General features: G+C 72.6%; 17 protein-coding genes and 2 tRNA genes. 7 read left to right on the top strand and 12 right to left on the bottom strand.

The window, feature by feature from the left end; genetic code table 11:
* Positions 1–34 precede the first annotated feature (34 nt).
* The 6 genes from ACIQ8B_RS06335 to ACIQ8B_RS06360 form a co-directional block, all read right to left on the bottom strand.
* Entirely contained in the window at positions 35–1,282 is a 1,248-nt protein-coding gene (locus tag ACIQ8B_RS06335; protein ID WP_290005904.1) for an HD-GYP domain-containing protein, read from the bottom strand.
* The gene (locus ACIQ8B_RS06340) at positions 1,279–2,658 is read right to left on the bottom strand and encodes an HD-GYP domain-containing protein (RefSeq protein ID WP_403545688.1); all 1,380 of its coding nucleotides are present in this window, start codon (positions 2,656–2,658) and stop codon (positions 1,279–1,281) included. Before ACIQ8B_RS06340 ends, ACIQ8B_RS06335 begins: the two co-directional genes overlap by 4 nt.
* Positions 2,659–2,797: 139 nt before the next feature.
* Positions 2,798–3,100, bottom strand: coding sequence for a mycothiol system anti-sigma-R factor (gene rsrA, locus ACIQ8B_RS06345; protein ID WP_106412528.1), 303 nt, complete (start codon positions 3,098–3,100; stop codon positions 2,798–2,800).
* Positions 3,097–3,783 (bottom strand): RNA polymerase sigma factor SigR, encoded by a 687-nt coding sequence (gene sigR / locus ACIQ8B_RS06350; protein WP_198602713.1) that lies wholly within the window; start codon positions 3,781–3,783, stop codon positions 3,097–3,099. The genes rsrA and sigR overlap by 4 nt, the downstream gene beginning before the upstream one ends.
* A gap of 259 nt (positions 3,784–4,042) precedes the next feature.
* Entirely contained in the window at positions 4,043–4,693 is a 651-nt protein-coding gene (locus ACIQ8B_RS06355) for an alpha/beta family hydrolase (RefSeq protein ID WP_403545690.1), read from the bottom strand.
* 1 nt (position 4,694) lies between these two features.
* Positions 4,695–5,510 (bottom strand): SOS response-associated peptidase, encoded by an 816-nt coding sequence (locus ACIQ8B_RS06360; protein ID WP_403545692.1) that lies wholly within the window; start codon positions 5,508–5,510, stop codon positions 4,695–4,697.
* Positions 5,511–5,570: 60 nt separating this feature from the next.
* Here ACIQ8B_RS06360 and ACIQ8B_RS06365 point away from each other — a divergent pair, with 60 nt between their 5' ends.
* The 4 genes from ACIQ8B_RS06365 (at position 5,571) to ACIQ8B_RS06380 (ending at position 9,349) form a co-directional block, all read left to right on the top strand.
* Positions 5,571–6,293, top strand: a complete 723-nt coding sequence (locus tag ACIQ8B_RS06365) for a M50 family metallopeptidase (protein WP_106416249.1) — start codon at positions 5,571–5,573, stop codon at positions 6,291–6,293.
* A gap of 286 nt (positions 6,294–6,579) precedes the next feature.
* A complete protein-coding gene (aroA, locus tag ACIQ8B_RS06370; protein WP_403545694.1) occupies positions 6,580–7,896 on the top strand; it encodes a 3-phosphoshikimate 1-carboxyvinyltransferase in 1,317 nt (438 codons plus the stop codon).
* Between the two features lie 9 nt (positions 7,897–7,905).
* Positions 7,906–8,916 (top strand): ribosome small subunit-dependent GTPase A, encoded by a 1,011-nt coding sequence (gene rsgA, locus ACIQ8B_RS06375; protein ID WP_106412533.1) that lies wholly within the window; start codon positions 7,906–7,908, stop codon positions 8,914–8,916.
* 109 nt (positions 8,917–9,025) lie between these two features.
* Positions 9,026–9,349: a multidrug efflux SMR transporter gene (locus ACIQ8B_RS06380; protein WP_106412534.1), complete on the top strand. Its 324-nt coding sequence runs from the start codon at positions 9,026–9,028 to the stop codon at positions 9,347–9,349.
* Between the two features lie 22 nt (positions 9,350–9,371).
* Here ACIQ8B_RS06380 and ACIQ8B_RS06385 read toward each other — a convergent pair whose 3' ends face one another.
* On the bottom strand, positions 9,372–9,986 hold the full coding sequence (locus ACIQ8B_RS06385; RefSeq protein WP_403545697.1) for a TetR/AcrR family transcriptional regulator: 615 nt from the start codon (positions 9,984–9,986) through the stop codon (positions 9,372–9,374).
* 124 nt (positions 9,987–10,110) lie between these two features.
* Between ACIQ8B_RS06385 and hisN the strand changes: the two genes are divergently transcribed.
* Together hisN and ACIQ8B_RS06395 are read left to right on the top strand one after the other, a co-directional pair.
* Positions 10,111–10,914, top strand: coding sequence for a histidinol-phosphatase (gene hisN, locus ACIQ8B_RS06390; protein WP_106412536.1), 804 nt, complete (start codon positions 10,111–10,113; stop codon positions 10,912–10,914).
* A 171-nt stretch (positions 10,915–11,085) separates the two neighbouring features.
* The gene (locus tag ACIQ8B_RS06395; RefSeq protein WP_290005897.1) at positions 11,086–11,487 is read left to right on the top strand and encodes a cyclic nucleotide-binding/CBS domain-containing protein; all 402 of its coding nucleotides are present in this window, start codon (positions 11,086–11,088) and stop codon (positions 11,485–11,487) included.
* A gap of 71 nt (positions 11,488–11,558) precedes the next feature.
* Here the strand turns inward: ACIQ8B_RS06395 and ACIQ8B_RS06400 are convergent, their stop codons facing one another.
* Positions 11,559–13,010 (bottom strand): catalase, encoded by a 1,452-nt coding sequence (locus ACIQ8B_RS06400; protein WP_106412538.1) that lies wholly within the window; start codon positions 13,008–13,010, stop codon positions 11,559–11,561.
* A 147-nt stretch (positions 13,011–13,157) separates the two neighbouring features.
* Between ACIQ8B_RS06400 and ACIQ8B_RS06405 the strand changes: the two genes are divergently transcribed.
* Positions 13,158–13,574 (top strand): Fur family transcriptional regulator, encoded by a 417-nt coding sequence (locus ACIQ8B_RS06405; RefSeq protein WP_106412539.1) that lies wholly within the window; start codon positions 13,158–13,160, stop codon positions 13,572–13,574.
* A 138-nt stretch (positions 13,575–13,712) separates the two neighbouring features.
* Here ACIQ8B_RS06405 and ACIQ8B_RS06410 read toward each other — a convergent pair.
* From ACIQ8B_RS06410 to ACIQ8B_RS06425, 4 genes are all read right to left on the bottom strand, one after another.
* A tRNA-Met gene (locus tag ACIQ8B_RS06410) sits at positions 13,713–13,786 on the bottom strand.
* Between the two features lie 267 nt (positions 13,787–14,053).
* Entirely contained in the window at positions 14,054–15,871 is a 1,818-nt protein-coding gene (locus tag ACIQ8B_RS06415) for a tetratricopeptide repeat protein (protein ID WP_290005893.1), read from the bottom strand.
* A 222-nt stretch (positions 15,872–16,093) separates the two neighbouring features.
* A tRNA-Met gene (locus tag ACIQ8B_RS06420) sits at positions 16,094–16,167 on the bottom strand.
* Between the two features lie 56 nt (positions 16,168–16,223).
* The gene (locus ACIQ8B_RS06425; protein ID WP_403546028.1) at positions 16,224–19,178 is read right to left on the bottom strand and encodes a UPF0182 family protein; all 2,955 of its coding nucleotides are present in this window, start codon (positions 19,176–19,178) and stop codon (positions 16,224–16,226) included.
* Positions 19,179–19,193 lie beyond the last annotated feature (15 nt).

Here is a 19,193-nt window from a genome sequence, read left to right on the forward strand (position 1 = left end):
CACGGGCGGGGACCAGACCGCCTGCTGCGGCTTCTCACCACGACCGGTCCACCTGCTCACGCGTCCCCTCCGTGTCCCGGGACAGCACCCTGGCCAGGGCCTCGACGACCTCCGGCGCGTACTCCCCGGCGGTCCCGAGCCGCAGTTCCTCCAGCGCGGTCAGCGGCCCTGTGGGCCCTCCTTCCCGGGACTTCTCGTCGTACGCGTTCACCACCCGGACGATCCGGGCGGCCGGCGGCTGCTCGGTGTACGGGTCGGCCTGGCGTTCGACGATCCCGGCCACCCGGGGGTCCACCCCGGTCTGCCGCACCACCGCGCCGCCGAGGAGCGCGATCCGCCGCTGCTCGTCGGGCGGCAGCCCCGCCGTGGCGCCCGCGGGCACCGGGTCGACGAGGCTGAGCTGTCCGATGTCGTGCATCAGCGCCGCGTACTCCAGCACGGTCAGCTCCGGCTCGGTCAGACCGAGGTCACGGCCCACCGCCTGGCTGAGCGCGGCGACCCTGCGCGAGTGCCCGGGCGGGGTGCACCCGGCGATCTCGGTGGCCCGCGCGAGGGACGCGATGGTCTGCCGGTAGGTGGCGCGCACCGCCGTGTACCGCCGGTGGGAGAGCTGCGCGAGCAGCAGCGGCACGGAGAACACCGGCAGCGCCCACAGACCCACGACCGCCACGCCCAGCGCCATCACGGCGCCGGTGGCGACGACGGCGGCCCCGATGCCGGGCACGGCCCGCAGCTCGTCGCGCAGCAGCGGCGGGAAGGGCCAGCCGGTGCGGGAGCGGGCCAGCGCGGCGGCGAGCACGGCGTCGCACAACGCGGTCAGGGTCAGCAGCACGAGCAGCAGCAGCGCGTGTCCCGGCCCGCCGAGGTCGTCGAACGTGCCCCGGGCGTGCAGCGGGTGAAAGCACACGGCGACGAAGCCGACGGTCAGCACCCGGCGGGTCACCGGGTCGAGGGCGGGTCCGTCGCCGCGTCCGACGTGCGGGACGCTGCCGAGCAGCGACGCAGCGAGCACCACGGTGACGACCTGGGCGGCGCCGTGGTGGGCGGGCCGCCCCGCGACCCCGCCGAGCAGCGCGTACGCCAGGGAGCCGGCCGCGGCGAGCGGCGCGGCCTCGCGGATCCCCCGGCCGCCCCTCCGGGTGAGTTCGCCGACCGCGACGAGCGTGCCGAAGGCCAGCGCGGTGGAGCGGTCCTCGACGCCGTGGTACAGCGTCGCGCCCAGCGCCCCGGCCGCGAGGACGGCGGCGCACAGATGCACGACGGTGTGCAGCCGGGGCCTCACCGGCGTGCCCCGGGACGGCCGGTGACGGGCGCGGCGGGACCGGGGGCGGCCGCCTGCCGGGGTTCGTCGGCGGTCACCGCCGGGTGCCAGCCGGTGCGGCCGATCGCACGGACCAGCGCCTTCACCATCCGCGGGTCGAAGTGCGTTCCCGCGCACCGCTGGAGCTCCTCCAGCGCCACGGGCACCGGGCGCGCCCTGCTGTAGCTGCGGGTGGAGGTCATCGCGTCGAAGGCGTCGGCGACCGCGACCACCCGCGCGGACTCCGGGATCTGACCGCCCGCCAGTCCGTACGGGTAACCGGTGCCGTCGATCCGCTCGTGGTGGTGCAGCACGGCCGCGCGGGCCTCGCCGAGGAAGGAGATGCCGCGCACCATCTCGTGCCCGTACTCGGGGTGCAGTTCGATGACCCGGCGTTCCTCGGGGGTGAGCGGGCCGTTCTTGGTGAGCAGCCGGGTGGGCACCCCGAGCTTGCCGACGTCGTGCAGGATGCCCGCGAACCGCAGCGTCTCGACCCGCTCGTCGTCCATGCCGAGTTCGCGCGCGATGAGCATGGAGGCGCGGCCGACGCGCTCGCTGTGCCCGCGCGTGTAGCCGTCCTTGATGTCGACGGCCTGCACCAGCGCGCGGATCGTGGCCTGGTGGGCGGCGCGCTCCCGGTGGTACTGGGCGAACGCCCACCAGGAGACGCCCATCGGCAGCAGCACCAGCAGCGCCGCCACCGGACCGTACGGGCTGCGCCACAGCAGGGCCATCATCAGTCCGGCGAGGCCGTGCACGGTGAGCGGCGCCAGGGAGCCGAGGAACAGCCGCCACCAGGCGGCCGCGGGACGGCGGCGCGGGAGGCCGCCGGGCGCGGGCGCCGGGACGCCGCCGTCGAGCAGGGTGAGGACGAGGCAGAACGCGAGCACCGCGGCGCCCGCCGTGGCGAGGGCGCCGGGCATGTCGCACCGCGCCACCGCGTCCCGGCCCCCGGTCCTCAGGTGGACCAGGCTCGCGGTCCACACGGCGACGACGAGCCGGCCGGTGCGCCACAGCCGGCGCGCGAGGCGGGGGCGGTGCTCGACGGGGAGCAGCAGCGCCCCGGGCAGCGCGACGAGGGCGGCGGCGGCGGGCGGCAGCAGGAAGGCCCCGGCGAGCAGCACCGGGTGGAAGGCGCCGCCGGGGTGCGGGCCGGCGACGAGGCGGGACCGGGCGAGCCGCTCGCATCCCGCGTACAGGGCGGCGAGCAGGACGACCGGCCACCAGGGGAAGCGCGGGTCCGGCAGGGACGACAGCACCCCCGGCCGGGACACGCCCGGCAGGGGGAGCAGACAGAGCAGGGCGAGCAGGGTGATGCCGACGAGATGCACCCGGGCCCGCGCCGGTAACGCCTCCATGAGCCCCTCCCCCGACCGTGCCGCGCGCGTCCTTCACGTCGCCCGCCGGCTTCTGGAGCCTAGGACGGGCCGGGGCGCCGCGGGGGGACCGCCCGCGGATTAGCACCATCGGGTGACGCGGCCCTGGGGGAGGGGAGGGTCAGGACTCCTGCGGAGCGGCCGTGACCTCCTGCTCGGGCACGTCCTGGCCGGAGCGGATCAGCTCGATCCGGCCCATGACCTTCGACCGCAGGTCGCCCGGCACGTCGTCCTGCCCGCAGCACCGCTTGACGAGCTTCTTGACCGCCTGCTCCAGCCCGTACTTCTCCAGGCAGGGCGAGCACTCCTCGAAGTGGTGCTCGAACTTCCGGCAGTCGGCATCCGGCATCTCACGGTCGAGGAATTCGTAGAGATGATCGAGGATTTCGCTGCAATCCGTCTCGTGCGGCTCTCCGCAGCTCATGACCCCGAGCCTTTCGCTTCGTTCGACTCTCCGGCACCGGCCGGGACCAGTCCGCGCTCACGCGCGTAGTCCTCGAGCATGCCGCGCAGCTGACGACGTCCCCGGTGAAGACGGGACATCACCGTACCGATGGGTGTCCCCATGATGTCGGCGATCTCCTTGTAGGCAAAGCCCTCCACATCGGCGAGATACACCGCGATGCGGAACTCCTCCGGGATCGCCTGCAGGGCTTCCTTCACGTCCGAGTCCGGCAGGTGGTCCAGCGCCTGCGACTCGGCGGAGCGCAGACCCGTGGACATGTGGGACTCGGCGCGCGCGAGCTGCCAGTCCTCGATCTCCTCGGCACCGCTGCGCTGGGGTTCGCGCTGCTTCTTGCGGTACGAGTTGATGAAGGTGTTGGTGAGGATCCGGTAGAGCCATGCCTTGAGGTTGGTGCCCTCACGGAACTGGTGGAAGGACCCGTACGCCTTGGCGTACGTCTCCTGCACCAGGTCCTCGGCGTCGGCCGGGTTGCGCGTCATGCGCAGGGCGGCCGAGTACATCTGGTCGAGGAATTCGAGCGCGTCCCGTTCGAAGCGCGCGCTGCGCTCCGCGGCCGATTCCGCGCCCGTGCCGCCCCGGCCCTGGGGCTGCTCCGCCTGGCCGTGTTCGGTCCCTGCGTCGGTACCGGGAACCGGACCCACCTCCTCAAGTGTCGTCGTGAGACCGAGACCGGCCTCACCCGAATCGGAGGATAGACGACGATCCGGTCCGCCCGCCGCCCGGATCGGGACGGTCCTGGCCGCGTGCAGCACCGTCCAGTCGAGGTCGGCGCGGGCACTGCGGCTCGGGCAGAACGTGGAACCCATGCGGTGGACTTCCTCTCCTACGACGGCGGTGCCGTGCGACCGGCACGTACGCCCCCCACAACAGTGGGGACGGTCCACGCATTCCCGGCACTGCTCAGCCGAGGGCCGCGGTCCACCGCACGACCGCGTCCGTGATCACCCGCAACGCCTCCTCCTGGGTGAGGTCCGCCCGCCCGGGCACCGCGAAGCCGTGGTCGGCCCGCGCCACCTCGACCAGTTCGTGGTCGCCTTCGGGGAACTCGGCCGGTTTCCCGAAGGGGTCGTTGCCGCCCTGGACGACGAGCGTGGGGACGCCCGCGCCCAGCAGCTCCTCCGCGCGGGACTTCTCCGGCTTGCCCGGCGGGTGCAGCGGGAAGCTCAGCGCGAGCACGGCACGGGCGCCCAGGTCCGCCGCGGTGCGGCAGGCGACGCGGGCGCCGGCGCTGCGTCCGCCGGAGATCACCGGCAGGCCCGGCTCCGCCAGCGCGGGCCAGACGCCGCGCCAGCCGGTGTCCAGGGTCTTCGGCGCCGGGGCGACCTTCCTGCCGGCCACCCGCCAGGGCTGTTCGACGAGGGCGACGGTGACGCCGTGCGCGGGCAGGACGGCGGCGAGCGCGGCGAGGTCGCGGGCCTCGATGCCGCCGCCCGCGCCGTGGCTCGCCGCGAGGACGAGGCGGGCGCGGCCGGGGGCGTGGTGCCAGGTGATGCGGGCGGCGCCGGCGTCGGTGAGGACATCCTCGGTGTGCGGGGTGGTGTCGGTGGTCACGTCAGAAGAGTGTGCCCTCTTCCGGGGCGGCCAGCTCCTCCAGCAGCTCCGGGCCGTTGTTGCGGACGTTGCTGACGGCGGTGGCGACCGGGTAGGCGCGCATCAGGCCGGGCAGCGGCGGGGCGAGCAGCGCGCGCAGCTCCTCGGGGTCGGTCCGGGACGGGTCCAGCCAGGCGTCCCAGCGGTCCGGGGTGAGCATCAGCGGCATGCGCGGGTGGATCTCGGCCAGGGAGCGCGGGCCCTCCGCCGGGGCCGCGGCCAGCGGGCTCGTCTCCGCCTCGGTGGTGATCACGGTGCAGGTCGCCCACCAGGCCTGCGGGTGGTCGTCGGGCAGCGTGCGGTCGCGCCAGAACTCGTACAGTCCGGCCATCGCGAAGACCGAGCCGTCGGCCGGGGTCACGAAGTAGGGCTGCTTGCGGGGCCGCTTCTTCTTCCCCTCGACCTCCAGCTCGCGCTCCTGCTTGCCGGTGACCCACTCGTAGTAACCGTCGGCGGGGAGGATGCAGCGGCGGGAGGCGAAGGCGCGGCGGTAGGAGGGCTTCTCGTGGACGGTCTCCGCACGGGCGTTGATCATCCGGGCGCCGCCCTCGGGGGTCTTGGACCACGAGGGCACCAGTCCCCACTTGAGGGTACGGAGCTGGCGAACCGGGCGGGGGTCGTCCGCGTCCTTCAGAGGGCGGTCGAGGACGGCGTGGACCTTCTTGGTCGGCGCCACGTTGTAATCGGGCTCCAGGGTCTCCTCGGTCTCCCACTTCTCGATCTCGAAGATCCCGGCGAGATCCTCGGGCCTGCGACTCGCTGCATACCGTCCGCACATACATGCAACACTGCCAGACTCCGCACGCGCACAGGGAGCGATCCGAAACACATGACGAGCATGGTCAGCACCGCGTCCGCCTCCCTCGCCTCCCTCTGGGACGAGGTCTCGGGCACCCAGCCCGACCCCGACCTGTGGGTGGTCGTCGCGACGCTGGTGACGGCCGCCGCCGTGGTCGTGCCGCAGGCGCCCTGGCGGGTGGCGCGCAATGCCGTCACCATCGCCCACGAGGGCGGGCACGGCCTGGTGGCGCTGCTCACCGGCCGCACGCTGACGGGGATACGCCTGCACTCGGACACCAGCGGCCTGACCGTGAGCCGGGGCAAGCCGACCGGCATCGGCATGATCCTCACGGCCGCCGCCGGTTACACCGCTCCCCCGCTGCTGGGCCTGGGCGGCGCCGCGCTGCTCGGCACCGGACGCATCACGCTGCTGCTGTGGCTGGCCACCGCGCTGCTGCTGGCGGTGCTGGTGATGATCCGCAACGCCTACGGGGCGGTGTCGGTGCTGGTCACCGGGAGCACGTTCGTGCTGGTGTCGTGGCTGACGGGCCCGCAGGTGCAGGCGGCGTTCGCGTACGCCGTGGTGTGGTTCCTGCTGCTGGGCGGGGTGCGCCCGGCGTTCGAGCTGCAGGCCAAGCGGCGCCGCGGGGGCGCCGGCGACTCGGACGCGGACCAGCTCTCCCGGCTGACGCAGGTGCCGGCGGGGCTGTGGCTGTTCCTGTTCCACGCGGTGTCGCTGTGCTCCCTGCTCGGCGGGGGGCGCTGGCTGCTGGGGCTGTGACCGGCCGGGCGGCGAGGCCCCCGGCCGGGCGGGGCACCTGACCCGGCCGGCGACCGGAACCCTCCGCCGGGCACGGAAGCGCGCGGAAGCCCGCGATCACGCCGGGCCCCGGCCGGGCAGAGCACCCGGCCGCACCGCCGGCTGGAACCCTTCGCCGGGCCGGGGCGTGCTGAAGTCCCGTGATCGCGCCGGAGCGCGTGGCCGGGCGGCGGGAGTCACCGGCCGGCGTGTTCCGCCTGGCGGGCACGGAGCAGCCTGTCCCCTCGCCTCCTTATAAAGTGGCCCCATGGCCCCGAACCCCATGCACACCGCCCTCTGGCCCGCCCCGCACGCGAGCGGAGCCGTCGACGCGACGGTCCACGTGCCCGGGTCCAAATCGGTCACCAACCGCGCCCTCGTGCTCGCCGCCCTCGCCTCCGAGCCGGGCTGGCTGCGCCGCCCGCTGCGCTCGCGCGACACGCTGCTGATGGCGGGCGCGCTGCGCGCCATGGGCGTGGAGATCGAGGAGGGGATCGGTCCCGACGGGACGGGCGAGGCCTGGCGGGTGGTGCCGGCCGGTCCGCACGGCCCGGCCACCGTGGACGTGGGCAACGCGGGCACGGTGATGCGGTTCCTGCCGCCGGTGGCCGCCCTCGCGGACGGCCCCGTGCGCTTCGACGGCGACCCGCGGTCCCACGAGCGTCCCCTGAACGGCGTCATCGACGCGCTCCGTCAGCTGGGCGCCCGGATCGACGACGACGACCGGGGCGCGCTGCCGATGACGGTGCACGGCGGGGGCGCGCTGGACGGCGGCACGGTCGAGGTGGACGCGTCGTCCTCGTCGCAGTTCGTCAGCGCACTGCTGCTGTCGGCGCCGCGGTTCAACCAGGGCGTGGAGCTGCGGCACACCGGCGCGACGCTGCCGTCGATGCCGCACATCCGGATGACCGTCGACATGCTCCGCGCGGTCGGGGCCCAGGTCGACACCCCCGAGTCGGGCGGCGAGCCGAACGTCTGGCGGGTCACCCCGGGCGCCCTGCTCGGCCGGGACCTGACGATCGAGCCCGACCTGTCCAACGCGCAGCCGTTCCTGGCGGCCGCGCTGGTCACCGGCGGCAAGGTGGTGATCCCCGACTGGCCCGCGCGGACCACCCAGCCCGGCGACCGGCTGCGGGAGATCTTCACCGAGATGGGCGGTTCCTGCGAGCTGACCGAGTACGGGCTGGTCTTCACCGGCTCCGGCGCGGTGCACGGCATCGACGTGGACCTCGGCGAGGTGGGCGAGCTGACGCCGGGCGTCGCGGCCGTCGCGGCCCTCGCGGACTCCCCGTCGACGCTGCGGGGCGTGGCGCATCTGCGGCTGCACGAGACGGACCGGCTGGCCGCGCTCACCAAGGAGATCAACGAGCTGGGCGGTGACGTCACCGAGACGGCCGACGGCCTGCACATCCGCCCGCGGCGGCTGCACGGCGGGGTCTTCCACACCTACGAGGACCACCGCATGGCCACGGCCGGTGCGATCATCGGTCTGGCGGTCGAGGGCGTGCAGATCGAGAACGTGGCGACCACGGCGAAGACCCTGCCGGACTTCCCCGAGCTGTGGACCGGGATGCTCGGGGCGTAGGGGTTCACGATGCGCCGCTACGGCAAGCACACCGACGAGGACGACATCCGCTCCCGCCCCAACCGCAGGGGCAACCGGCCGCGCACCCACATCAGGCCCAAGCACGAGGACGCCGCCGAGGGCATGGTCCTCACGGTCGACCGGGGCCGGCTGACCTGCCTCGTCGAGGACCGCGTCGTGACCGCGATGAAGGCCCGCGAGCTGGGCCGCAAGGCCGCCGTGGTGGGCGACCGGGTGGCCCTGGTGGGCGATCTGTCCGGGAGGAAGGACACCCTCGCCCGGATCGTGCGGATCGGGGAGCGCTCGTCGGTGCTGCGCCGCACCGCCGACGACGACGACCCCTACGAGCGGGTGGTCGTCGCCAACGCCGACCGGCTCGCCGTGGTCACCGCCCTCGCCGACCCCGAGCCCCGGCCGCGGCTGATCGACCGCTGCCTGGTCGCCGCCTACGACGGCGGCCTGGAACCGCTGCTGGTGCTCACCAAGTCCGATCTCGCCCCGCCCGACAAGCTGCTGGAGCTCTACGGCGACCTGGACATCCCCTACGTCGTCACCAGCCGCGCGGAGCTGGAGAGCGGCGCGGCGGTGGAGCGGGTGCGCGAGCAGCTCGACGGCCGGATCACGGCGTTCGTGGGCCACTCGGGGGTCGGCAAGACGACCCTGGTGAACGCGCTGGTCCCGGAGGAGCGGCGGCGCTCCACCGGCCACGTCAACGCGGTGACCGGGCGGGGACGCCACACCACGACGTCCGCGCTGGCGCTGCCGCTCGCGGGCGCCGGGGGCTGGGTGATCGACACGCCGGGCGTGCGGTCGTTCGGGCTGGCCCACGTCGACCCGTCGCGGGTCATCCACGCCTTCCCCGACCTGGAGCCGGGCACGGAGGGCTGTCCGCGCGCGTGCAGCCACGACGAACCGGACTGCGCGCTGGACGCCTGGGTGGCGGAGGGCCACGCGGACCCGGCGCGGCTGTACTCGCTGCGGCGGCTGCTCGCCTCGCGGGAACGCACCGACGGGGACTGACCCGCGTCGTGTTCGCCCCGACCTGCGGCCGGTAAGTGCATAATCACACCGAGTCGGACACGAACCGGACGAAGCGGTCACTGTACGCGGGGCATGCGGGAGGACACACATGGCGTGGCTGCTGGTCATCGTCGCCGGGTTGCTCGAGACCGGTTTCGCCGTGTGCCTGAAGCTGTCGCACGGGTTCACCCGGCTGTGGCCGACCATCGCCTTCTGCGCGTTCGCCCTCGGCAGCTTCGGCTTGCTGACGCTGGCGCTGAAGAAGCTGGACGTGGGGCCGGCGTACGCGGTGTGGACGGGCATCGGGGCGGCGGGGACGGCCATCTACGGGATGGTGTTCCTCGGGGACCTGGTGTCCACCCTGAAGATCGTCTCCATCACCCTGGTGATCCTCGGGGTGATCGGGCTCCAGCTCTCGGGCTCGGCCCACTGAGCCGCTCCCTTTCGGCTGCCCGCTACGGCACCGGTTGTCGGTGCAGGGCGCCCCTGACCAGTTCGGCCACGCCGTCGTCGCCGGGCGGGGGCGCGACCACGCAGGACAGGGCGAGGCGGATCACCAGCTCGCAGGAGCGGGCCAGGTCGGCGGTGTCGCCCCGCACGTGCCCCGGCCCGGCGAGCACGGCGACGGCCCGGTCGCGGACCAGGTGCACGAAGTCGGCGGGCGAGGGCAGCGGCCCGTCGGCGCGACGCTGCGCGGGCACCGGGGAGCCGGACGGGACGGCCCCGGCGGCGGGCGCGGGCAGACGCTCGCTCCAGCAGCCGGTGAGCACGGCCCGCACCAGGGCGTTCTCGCGGGCGCTCAGCGTGGTCCACTCGGCGGTCGCGGTGAGGCGGTCGCGGGGGTCGGCGTGGGCGGTGAGGGCCCGGTCGACGCCGGCCAGGTAGCCGTCGGCCTCCCGGCGGACCAGGGCACGGGCGAGACCGTCCTTGCTGCCGAACTCGTTGTAGAGCGTCTGGCGGGAGACCCCGGCCGCGGCGGCCACGTCCACCATGCGCACGGCGGACCACGGACGGCGGGCCAGGGCGGTGTAAGCGGCGTCCAGCAGAGATTCCCGCGCTGCAGGCATCATCGCCTCCCTCGGGGCGAGCGGCCGACCCTGCGGTCAGGTTTGACGGACCCCCGGGCGCTGTCAAGGGGTCGCGGAACCGGCCCCCGGTGGCCGGGAACCGATCTCGGCCGATACCGTTCGTCGCATGCCCGACTACCTCGACGACCTGCGTCTCGCCCATGTCCTCGCGGACGCCGCCGACGCCGCGACCATGGACCGGTTCAAGGCTCTCGACCTCAAGGTGGAGACCAAACCCGACATGACGCCGGTGAGCGAGGCGGACAAGGCCGCCGAGGAGCTCATCCGCGGCCACCTCCAGCGCGCCCGCCCGCGCGACGCCGTCCTGGGCGAGGAGTACGGCGTCGAGGGCACCGGCCCGCGCCGCTGGGTGATCGACCCGATCGACGGCACCAAGAACTACGTGCGCGGCGTGCCCGTCTGGGCCACGCTGATCGCGCTCATGGAGGCCGACGCCGGGGGAGGCTTCCAGCCGGTCGTCGGCGTGGTGTCCGCCCCCGCCCTGGGCCGCCGCTGGTGGGCGGCGCGGGGCCACGGCGCCTACGCCGGGCGCAGCCTGTCCTCAGCCACCCGGCTCCAGGTCTCCCGCGTCTCGCGGATCTCCGACGCCTCCTTCGCGTACTCCTCACTCACCGGCTGGGAGGAGCAGGGGCGGCTGGACGGCTTCCTCGACCTCACCCGCGAGGTGTGGCGCACGCGCGCGTACGGCGACTTCTGGCCGTACATGATGGTCGCCGAGGGGTCGGTCGACCTGTGCGCGGAGCCGGAGCTGTCGCTGTGGGACATGGCGGCCACGGCGATCGTGGTGACGGAGGCCGGCGGCGCCTTCACCGGGCTCGACGGCCGCCCGGGCCCGCACAGCGGCAACGCCGCCGCGTCGAACGGTCTGCTGCACGACGAACTGCTGGGGTATCTCAACCAGCGCTACTGAACCGGCCGCGGCCGGTCCCCGCGCCCCCCGCCGGCCGCGTGCGCCCCCTTGTTGACCCCCGCTTTGCCTGCCACTCTGAGAGCCTCCCCCACTTGTGAACTTGTGAAAGCGCGCACGAGCGGGCCCGCGCGCCCGTGACCTCGCGCTTTCTGGTAGGAGGTGGCTCCACCCATGCTCGTCCGTGACGCCATGAGCACCGTGGTCCTCACCATCGGCCCCGCCCACACGCTCCGCCAGGCCGCCGCCCTGATGTCCGCGCGCCGGGTGGGCGCGGCCGTGGTCCTCGACCCCGACGGCACCGGCATCGGCATCCTCACCGAACGGGACGTCCTCAACTCCGTGGGTCTCGGCCAGGACCCTGACGCGGAGCGCGCCCACGCCCACACCACCACCGACGTCGTCTTCGCCACCCCCTCCTGGACCGTCGAGGAGGCGGCGGCCGCCATGGCCCACGGGGGCTTCCGGCATCTGATCGTCCTCGACCGGGACGAGCCCGCGGGCATCGTCTCGGTCCGCGACATCATCCGCTGCTGGGCGCCCGCGCGGCAGTGCGCCCCGCAGGTGCCCGCCTGACGGCACGGGAACGGGCCGGACCCCCGTGAGGGAGTCCGGCCCGTCGATCGACAAGCGGTCCAGCGCTGGAATCAGCCGCGCAGGGCCTGCACCGCGGCCTCCAGCCGCTTGCCGAAGTCCTCGTCGGCCTGGCGGAAGTTGTTGATCGCGCGCTCGGCGATGTCGTCGCGCGTCACACCCGAGATGGCGTTCGCCAGGTTCTTGACCAGGCGCTCCTTCTCGTCCTCCGACATCAGCCGGTAGAGGTTGCCCGCCTGGACGAAGTCGTTGTCCTCGGCGTGGACGGGCGTGACCGACTCGCCGGTGACCCCGGTGACCGGGACGGGCTGCCACAGCGGGCGGTCCGTCTGGAAGGGGCCGCCGAAGCTGTTCGGCTCGTAGTTCTTCGCGCCCTTGTGGCGGCCGTCGTACAGGTAGCCGTCACGGGAGTGGGTGCGCGCCTCGGTGGCGTGCGGGCGGTTCACCGGCAGGTGGTCGGCGTTGATGCCGACGCGGTAGCGGTGGGCGTCGCCGTACGCGAAGAGACGGCCCTGGAGCATCTTGTCCGGGGAGGGACCGATGCCCGGCACGAAGTGGGCGGGGCTGAAGATCGACTGCTCGACCTCGGCGAAGATGTTCTCCGGGTTGCGGTTGAGCTCCAGCTTGCCGAACTCGATCAGCGGGTAGTCCGCGTGCGGCCAGACCTTGGTCAGGTCGAACGGGTTGAAGCGGTAGGTCGGCGCCTCGGCCGCCGGCATGATCTGGACGTAGACGGTCCAGGACGGGTACTCGCCGCGCTCGATGGCCTCGCGCAGGTCGCGCTGGTGCGAGTCGGGGTCCTTGCCCGCGAGGATCTCGGCCTCTTCGGCGGTCAGGTTCTTGATGCCCTGGTCCGTCTTGAAGTGGTACTTGACCCAGAAGACCTCGCCGGCCTCGTTGTTCCACTGGTAGGTGTGGGAGCCGAAGCCGTCCATGTGGCGGTAGGACGCCGGGATGCCGCGGTCACCGAACAGCCAGGTCACCTGGTGCGTGGACTCGGGCGACAGACCCCAGAAGTCGAAGACGTTGTCCGCCTCCTGCGAACCGGTGTACGGGTCGCGCTTCTGGGTGTGGATGAAGTCGGGGAACTTGATGGCGTCCCGGATGAAGAACACCGGGGTGTTGTTGCCGACGAGGTCGTAGTTGCCCTCCTCGGTGTAGAACTTCACCGCGAAACCGCGCGGGTCACGCACCGCGTCGGCGGCGCCCAGGTTGCCCGCGACCGTGGAGAAGCGCAGGAAGACCTCGGTCTCCTTGCCGACCTCGGACAGGAACTTCGCCCGGGTGTACTTCGTGACGTCGGCGGTCACCTTGAAGGTGCCGTACGCACCGGCGCCGCGGGCGTGCACCACGCGCTCCGGGATGCGCTCGCGGTTGAAGTGGGCCAGCTTCTCGAGCAGGAGCTGGTCCTGCACGAGGACCGGGCCGCCGACGCCCGCGGTCTCGCTGTTCTGGTTGTCGGCAACCGGGGCACCGGCCTCCGTAGTAAGCGGTCCCTGCGTCACGTGCGCCTCCTGCGTCCATTACTGACCAACTGGTCTCTTGGCCAAAGCCGAGCTCGATCCTACAATGGACAATGTCTAAGTCAAGTAAAGCTCCAAAATCGCATCCGTTCGGGGGCTCGACTCCCCCCTGCTGTTAGGCTGGTGCCTATGAGTGACCTTCTGGAACGACTTCGCGGACGCGGCTGGCGGATGACCGCGCAGCGCCGTGTGGTGGCCGAGGTCCTCGACGGCGAACACGTCCACCTGACGGCCGACGAGGTGCACGCCAGAGCTGTCGTCAAGCTGCCCGAGATCTCCCGGGCGACCGTCTACAACACCCTGGGCGAGCTGGTCTCGCTCGGTGAGGTGCTGGAGGTCGCGACGGACCAGCGGGCCAAGCGCTACGACCCGAACGCGCACCGCCCGCACCACCATCTGGTGTGCGCGCAGTGCGGGTCGATCCGCGACGTCCACCCGACCGGCAACCCGCTGGCCGACCTCCCCGACACGGAGCGGTTCGGTTTCACGGTGTCCGACGTCGAGGTGACGTACCGCGGCCTGTGCCCCACCTGCGCGGCGGCGTAGCCGGCACCCAGCACCGTCACGAAGCCCCGGCCACTTCCGAGTGACCGGGGCTCTTCGTCACGCCTGAACGCTGGACGCCTCTGCCCAGGGAACGACCGAGGGCCGGAACCCTTTCGGATTCCGGCCCTCGGCCATCAGTAGCGGGGACAGGATTTGAACCTGCGACCTCTGGGTTATGAGCCCAGCGAGCTACCGAGCTGCTCCACCCCGCGGCGATGTCCCCAACGCTACGTCAAGACGCCCGACGGAAGCAAATTCCTTCCCCGGGCCCGCCCGAGCGGGGGTCGTCCTCAAGGCACCGGGGCCGTTGCCGCCCGCTGGGGCGCGCCCCAGCGGGCGCCTGCCTCCGGCTCCCTCCCGGCTCCGCCCGAGCCGTCCCTCCGGGCTCACGTCAGCCGTCCGGCCCGGAGACACCGGGGCCTGCCCGGGCCCAGGGGTGCGTCCCAGCAGGTCCCGTCCCGGACCCCGGCCCGCCCGGGCTACGCGGAGAGCTCCTCCCGAAGGGCGTCGCGGAGGCGGGTGGCCCGCTCCTTGACCGCCTGGGGGCCCAGTTCCGCCGCGCGGTCGGCCCAGCGCTGGCCCTCCGCGAGTTCGCCCCGGCGGGCGTGGACCAGGGCGAGGCGCAGGGCCGCGCGGCCGTGGCCGGCGTCGGCGGCGCGGGTCCACCACACCACCGCCTCCGGCTCGCTGCCCTCCCGCGCCAGCAGCAGCCCCAGATTGAACGCGCCGTTGCGCGAGCCGGCCTCCGCGGCCTCCCGGTACCACCGGGCCGCCTCCATCACGTCGCCGCGGGCCGCGGCCAGCATGCCGACCCGCACCTGCGCCCGCCGGTGCCCCTGCGAGGCCGCCCGCTCGTACCACTCCTCGCACTCGCTGCGCCGGTGCACCGGCTCCCCCAGCTCGTGCGCGGGCTCCGGCGGGCGCCGGGCGTCCAGCACGGTCGCCAGCCGGTACGCCGCCTCCGCGCTGCCGCCACCCGCCGCGCACCGCAGGAACCGCTCGGCCTCGCCCTCCTCGCCGTCCCGCAGCCGGGCCATGCCGACCTGGAGCGCCGCCTCGGTGTGCCCGGCGGCCGCCGCCCGCTCGTACCAGCGCAGCGCGGCCCGCTCCTCGCCCCGCCCGGCGTGCAGGATGCCCAGGTTGAAGGCGGCGTCCACGCTGCCCGCCTCCGCGGCCTTGGAGAACCACGGCTCCGCGCCGGTCTCGTCCCCCGCCCGCAGCAGCAGGATCGCCAGCGCGTTCGCGGCCTCGCGGTGTCCGGCGTAGGCGGCCCGGCGGTACCACTGCTCGGCCTGGGTGGTGCGCCCCTGGTCGGCGCAGAGCAGACCGAGGTTGTACGCGCCGTTGATGTCGCCGGCGTCCATGGCGGCCCGGTACCACCGCTCGGCGGTCTGCGTCTCGCCGCGCTCGGCGTGCAGGGCGCCCAGCGCGTTCGCGGCGTTGCCGTCGCCGTTCTGGGCGGCGCGCAGCCACCACACGGCGGCGTTCTCGGTGTCCCCGGCGTCGCGCAGCAGGAAGCCGAGCGCGCACGCGGCGCGCGGCTCGCCGTCCTTGGCGGAGGTCAGGTACCAGCGGCCCGCCTCCTTCAGCTCGCCGCGCTTCTCCAGGATCGTGCCCAGGTGCAGGGCGGCCCGGCGGTGTCCGCGCGCGGCGGCCTGCCGGTACCACTGCTCGGCCTCCTCGACGAGCGCCGCGCCGTCGTCGCCGGAGACCCGAGCGGCCTTGCGGTCCAGGGCGCGGGCGAGCCGGTAGGCGCCCTCGCGGTGCCCGCGTTCGGCGGCGGCCCGCATCCAGCGCTCGCTGCCCTCGGTGTCCCCCCGGTGCTCCAGGAGGTCGGCGAGGGCGTACGCGCCGAGGGTGTGGCCCTGTTCGGCGGACTGGCGCAGCCAGTACTCGGCGGCGGGTTCGTCGCCGCGCTCACGGTGGTGGCGGCCGAGCGCGTGGGCCGCGGCCGTGGAACCGGCGACGGCCGCGATCCGCCACCATCCGGCGGCCTCGTCGGAGTAGCCCCGCTGGTGCAGCAGGACGCCCAGGTTGTTGGCGGCGGCGCGGTCGCCCGCGGCGGTGGCGGCGCGCAGATGGGGTTCGGCACCGTCGAGGTCACCACGGCGCAGCAGCATGGCGCCGAGGACGCTCATCGCCTCGACGTCACCGGCCTCGGCGGCGAGCCGCCGGCGCAGCTCCTCCGCCGCCTCGTCGGCCGCCTCCCCCGCGTCGTGGGGGGGTTCCTCCCAGGGGGAGGACTGCACAAAACGCCCTGACCCGAACAGAGTTGCCTTGTCCCCCATAACATCCATCGTCGCACCACCTGCAACCTGGGTACACCTGGTATACCGCAGCCAGTGAGGTCACTTCAGCGTTTTGTCGACATGCCCACAGAGAGACAAGTCAAACACAAACCGCCCAACTCCCGTCGGCGGCACGGCCGTCGGGAGAGCGGGTACATGCGTTCGCCCACCACAAAGGCCCGGATTCCCTGGGGAATCCGGGCCTTTGGTGTCGCTGTCGTGCGACGTCAGTAGCGGGGACAGGATTTGAACCTGCGACCTCTGGGTTATGAGCCCAGCGAGCTACCGAGCTGCTCCACCCCGCGCCGTTGTGCTGCAACCGTAGCACGGCGCGGGGTGGGCCTGTGACCAGGCCTCCTGGTCAGCTGTTCGAGCGCGAACTCGTGCTCGGGTCGGCGCTCGGACTGCTCCGCGCGCCGCCGGCCCCGCCGGACTGCGCCTCCTCGGCCCTGCGCAACGCGTCCTCGAGGTCCTCCTGCGCCCGGCCGTAGGCCTCCCAGTCGTTGTTCTTCAGGGCTTCCTGGCCGGCCTCGAAGGCCTCCTGCGCGTCGTTCAGGGCTTCCTGGGCCGTCGAGGGCCGCTCCGTGCTCGGCGGGGGCGTGGTGCCCTCGTCCTCGCCGGTGCCCTCGTCCTCGCCGGTTCCTTCGTCGGCCGGCGGGTCGACGGGTGTGCCCTCGCCGCCGAAGACCTTGTCGAGCGCCTGCTCCAACGTGTCCTCGAACGCCGTCTGGCCGCCGTAGGTAACCAGCACCTTGCGCAGCAGCGGGTACTTCAGTCCACCACCGCGTACGTAGACCGGCTCCACGTAGAGCAGTCCGCCGTCCAGCGGGACCGTCAGCAGGTTGCCGTACTCGACCTCGGAGTCGCCGCCCCGCAGCAGCCTGATCGTCTCGGCGATGTCCTGCTGGGAGTTGAACTGGCTCTGCACCTGCTTGGGTCCGGAGACCGTGGTGCTGGTCGGCAGTTTCAGGATTCTGATCTTGCCGTAGTCCTTGGTGCCCGGATCGGCGTTGACCGCCATGAACGCGCTCAGGTTGTCACGTCCGTTCGGCGTGAACGTCGTGGTGAGCGAGAACACCTGCTCCTGCTGGTCCGGCATCCGCATGCTCAGGTAGTACGGCGGGACCGTCTCGCCCGTCTTGTTCGTCGGGTCGTCCGGCACCTGCCAGACCTCGCTGCCCGAGAGGAACGTGTTGGCGTCCTTCACGTGGTAGCGGGTGAGCAGCTCGCGCTGGACCTTGAACAGGTCCTGCGGGTACCGCAGGTGGTCCATCAGATCCTTGGAGATCTCGCTCCGCGGCTCCACGGTGTCCGGGAACGCCTTCATCCACGTCTTCAGGACGGGGTCCTGGGTGTCCCACTGGTAGAGCTTGACCTCGCCGCTGTACGCGTCGACGGTCGCCTTCACCGAGTTGCGGATGTAGTTGACCTGGTTCTGCTGGGCCACCACCGCGCGCTGGTCGTTGGTGGCGGTCAGCGAGTCGGCCGTGGTGTCGCCGAGCGTCGTCCGGGACGCGTACGGGTAGCCGTTGGTCGTCGTGTAGGCGTCGACGATCCACTGGATCCGGCCCTCGACGACCGCCGGGTAGGCGTCGCCGTCGATGGTCAGCCAGGGCGCGATCGCCTCGACGCGCTCCTTGGGCGTGCGGTTGTACAGGATCCGCGAACCCTCGCCGATGGCGCCGGAGTACAGGATCTGCGGCTCGCCGAACGCGACCGCGTAGGCGGCGCGGTTCACCGGGTTGTCCAGGTTGACGCCGCTGTCGCCCTTGTAGCTGTACGTCTTCTCACCGTTGTCGTCGGAGTAGTCGATCTCCTTCTGGGGACCGCCGACGATCGAGTACGTGGTCGTCCGCTCGCCGTAGTAGACGCGCTGCTCGTACGTACCGAGGTCGCCCTTGGACGGCAGGTCGGACTCGGTGAACGCCGGGCGGCCGCCGGCGTCGGCGCTGGTGCCCTCGGCGGCGACGACACCGTACCCGTGGGTGTAGCGGAAGTGGTCGTTGATCCAGTTCCGCTTCGGGATGCCCGCGTAGTTCAGTTCGCGCAGGCCGATGACGGTGTCCTGCTCCTTGCCGTCCTTGGTGTACCGGTCGACGTCCAGGTTGGTCGGGAAGGCGTAGTAGTTCCTGATCTGCTGGAGCTGCTGGAACGTCGGGGAGACGACGTTCGGGTCCATGATCCGGATGCTGGCCGCGTCGGTGACGTCGTCCCGCAGCTGCGCCTGGTCCTTGGTCTGGGCGACGCCCGGGTAGTCGGTCACCTGCGAGTCGTCGATCCCGTAGGCCTCACGCGTGGCCTTGAGGTTCTTCTCGACGTACGGCGCTTCCTTGGCCTGCTCGTTCGGCTGGACCTGGAACTTCTGCACGATCGCCGGGTAGAGGCCGCCGATCAGGATCGCCGACAGCACCATGAGGCCGAAGCCGATCACCGGAAGCTGCCAGGTGCGCCGCCACAGGGTGGCGAAGAACAGCAGCGCGCAGATCACGGCGATGCAGAACAGGATCGTCTTCGCGGGCAGGTAGGCGTTCGCGTCGACGTACCGCAGACCGGTCCAGCTGTCGGTGGCCTTGAAGTCGCTGGACTTCACGGCCAGTCCGTACCGGTCGAGCCAGTACGCGACCGCCTTCAGGGCGACGAAGATGCCGAGCAGCACCGACAGGTGCCCGGTGGCGGCGGCCGTGGCGCGCGCGCCCGGGCTGGTGATGCGCAGCCCGCCGTACAGGTAGTGGGTGAGCGCGGCGGCGATCAGTCCCAGGACGGCGGCGGCGAAGCCGAAGCCCAGCAGGAACCGGTACCAGGGCAGGTCGAAGGCGTAGAAGGAGACGTCCAGGTTGAACTGGGGGTCCTTCTGGCCGAACGGCACGCCGTTGACCCACATCAGCCAGGTGCGCCACTGGCTGGACGCCGAGGCGCCCGCGATCAGGCCCACCAGCGCGGTGATGCCGAGCAGCAGCCACTTCTTGTAGGGCGCGATCCCCATCCGGTACCGGTCGAGGTTCTGCTGCTCCATCGACATGGCGCTCAGCGGCGGCCGCAGGCGGTGGGCCAGCCAGACGTTGAAGCCGACCGAGACGGCCATGAGCAGGCCGAAGACGAAGAACAGCCCGATCTTGGTCCACAGGGTCGTCGTGAACACCGACGAGTAGTTGACCGATCGGTACCACAGCCAGTCGGTCCAGAACCCCGCGAACATGGTGAACACCATGCCGAGGACGGCAAGGACGCCCAGTGTCATGAGCAGGGTCCGGACCCGTCGGGACGGCCGGCCCACTCTGATCCGTGGCCCCGTCGGGCCTCCGCCGCGGTCCGGCATCTGGAAAGCCAAGGT

Source organism: Streptomyces sp. NPDC096105, assembly GCF_044763335.1.
Classification (GTDB): domain Bacteria; phylum Actinomycetota; class Actinomycetes; order Streptomycetales; family Streptomycetaceae; genus Streptomyces.

Bases quoted from the DNA above. Each gene is read 5' to 3' on its own strand.
- ACIQ8B_RS06340 (WP_403545688.1), bottom strand. From the start codon at position 2,658: ATGGAGGCGTTACCGGCGCGGGCCCGGGTGCATCTCGTCGGCATCACC.
- rsrA (WP_106412528.1), bottom strand. From the start codon at position 3,100: ATGAGCTGCGGAGAGCCGCACGAGACGGATTGCAGCGAAATCCTCGAT.
- ACIQ8B_RS06360 (WP_403545692.1), bottom strand. From the start codon at position 5,510: ATGTGCGGACGGTATGCAGCGAGTCGCAGGCCCGAGGATCTCGCCGGG.
- ACIQ8B_RS06365 (WP_106416249.1), top strand. From the start codon at position 5,571: ATGGTCAGCACCGCGTCCGCCTCCCTCGCCTCCCTCTGGGACGAGGTC.
- aroA (WP_403545694.1), top strand. From the start codon at position 6,580: ATGGCCCCGAACCCCATGCACACCGCCCTCTGGCCCGCCCCGCACGCG.
- rsgA (WP_106412533.1), top strand. From the start codon at position 7,906: ATGCGCCGCTACGGCAAGCACACCGACGAGGACGACATCCGCTCCCGC.
- ACIQ8B_RS06380 (WP_106412534.1), top strand. From the start codon at position 9,026: ATGGCGTGGCTGCTGGTCATCGTCGCCGGGTTGCTCGAGACCGGTTTC.
- ACIQ8B_RS06385 (WP_403545697.1), bottom strand. From the start codon at position 9,986: ATGATGCCTGCAGCGCGGGAATCTCTGCTGGACGCCGCTTACACCGCC.
- hisN (WP_106412536.1), top strand. From the start codon at position 10,111: ATGCCCGACTACCTCGACGACCTGCGTCTCGCCCATGTCCTCGCGGAC.
- ACIQ8B_RS06395 (WP_290005897.1), top strand. From the start codon at position 11,086: ATGCTCGTCCGTGACGCCATGAGCACCGTGGTCCTCACCATCGGCCCC.
- ACIQ8B_RS06405 (WP_106412539.1), top strand. From the start codon at position 13,158: ATGAGTGACCTTCTGGAACGACTTCGCGGACGCGGCTGGCGGATGACC.
- ACIQ8B_RS06415 (WP_290005893.1), bottom strand. From the start codon at position 15,871: ATGGATGTTATGGGGGACAAGGCAACTCTGTTCGGGTCAGGGCGTTTT.
- ACIQ8B_RS06425 (WP_403546028.1), bottom strand. From the start codon at position 19,178: ATGCCGGACCGCGGCGGAGGCCCGACGGGGCCACGGATCAGAGTGGGC.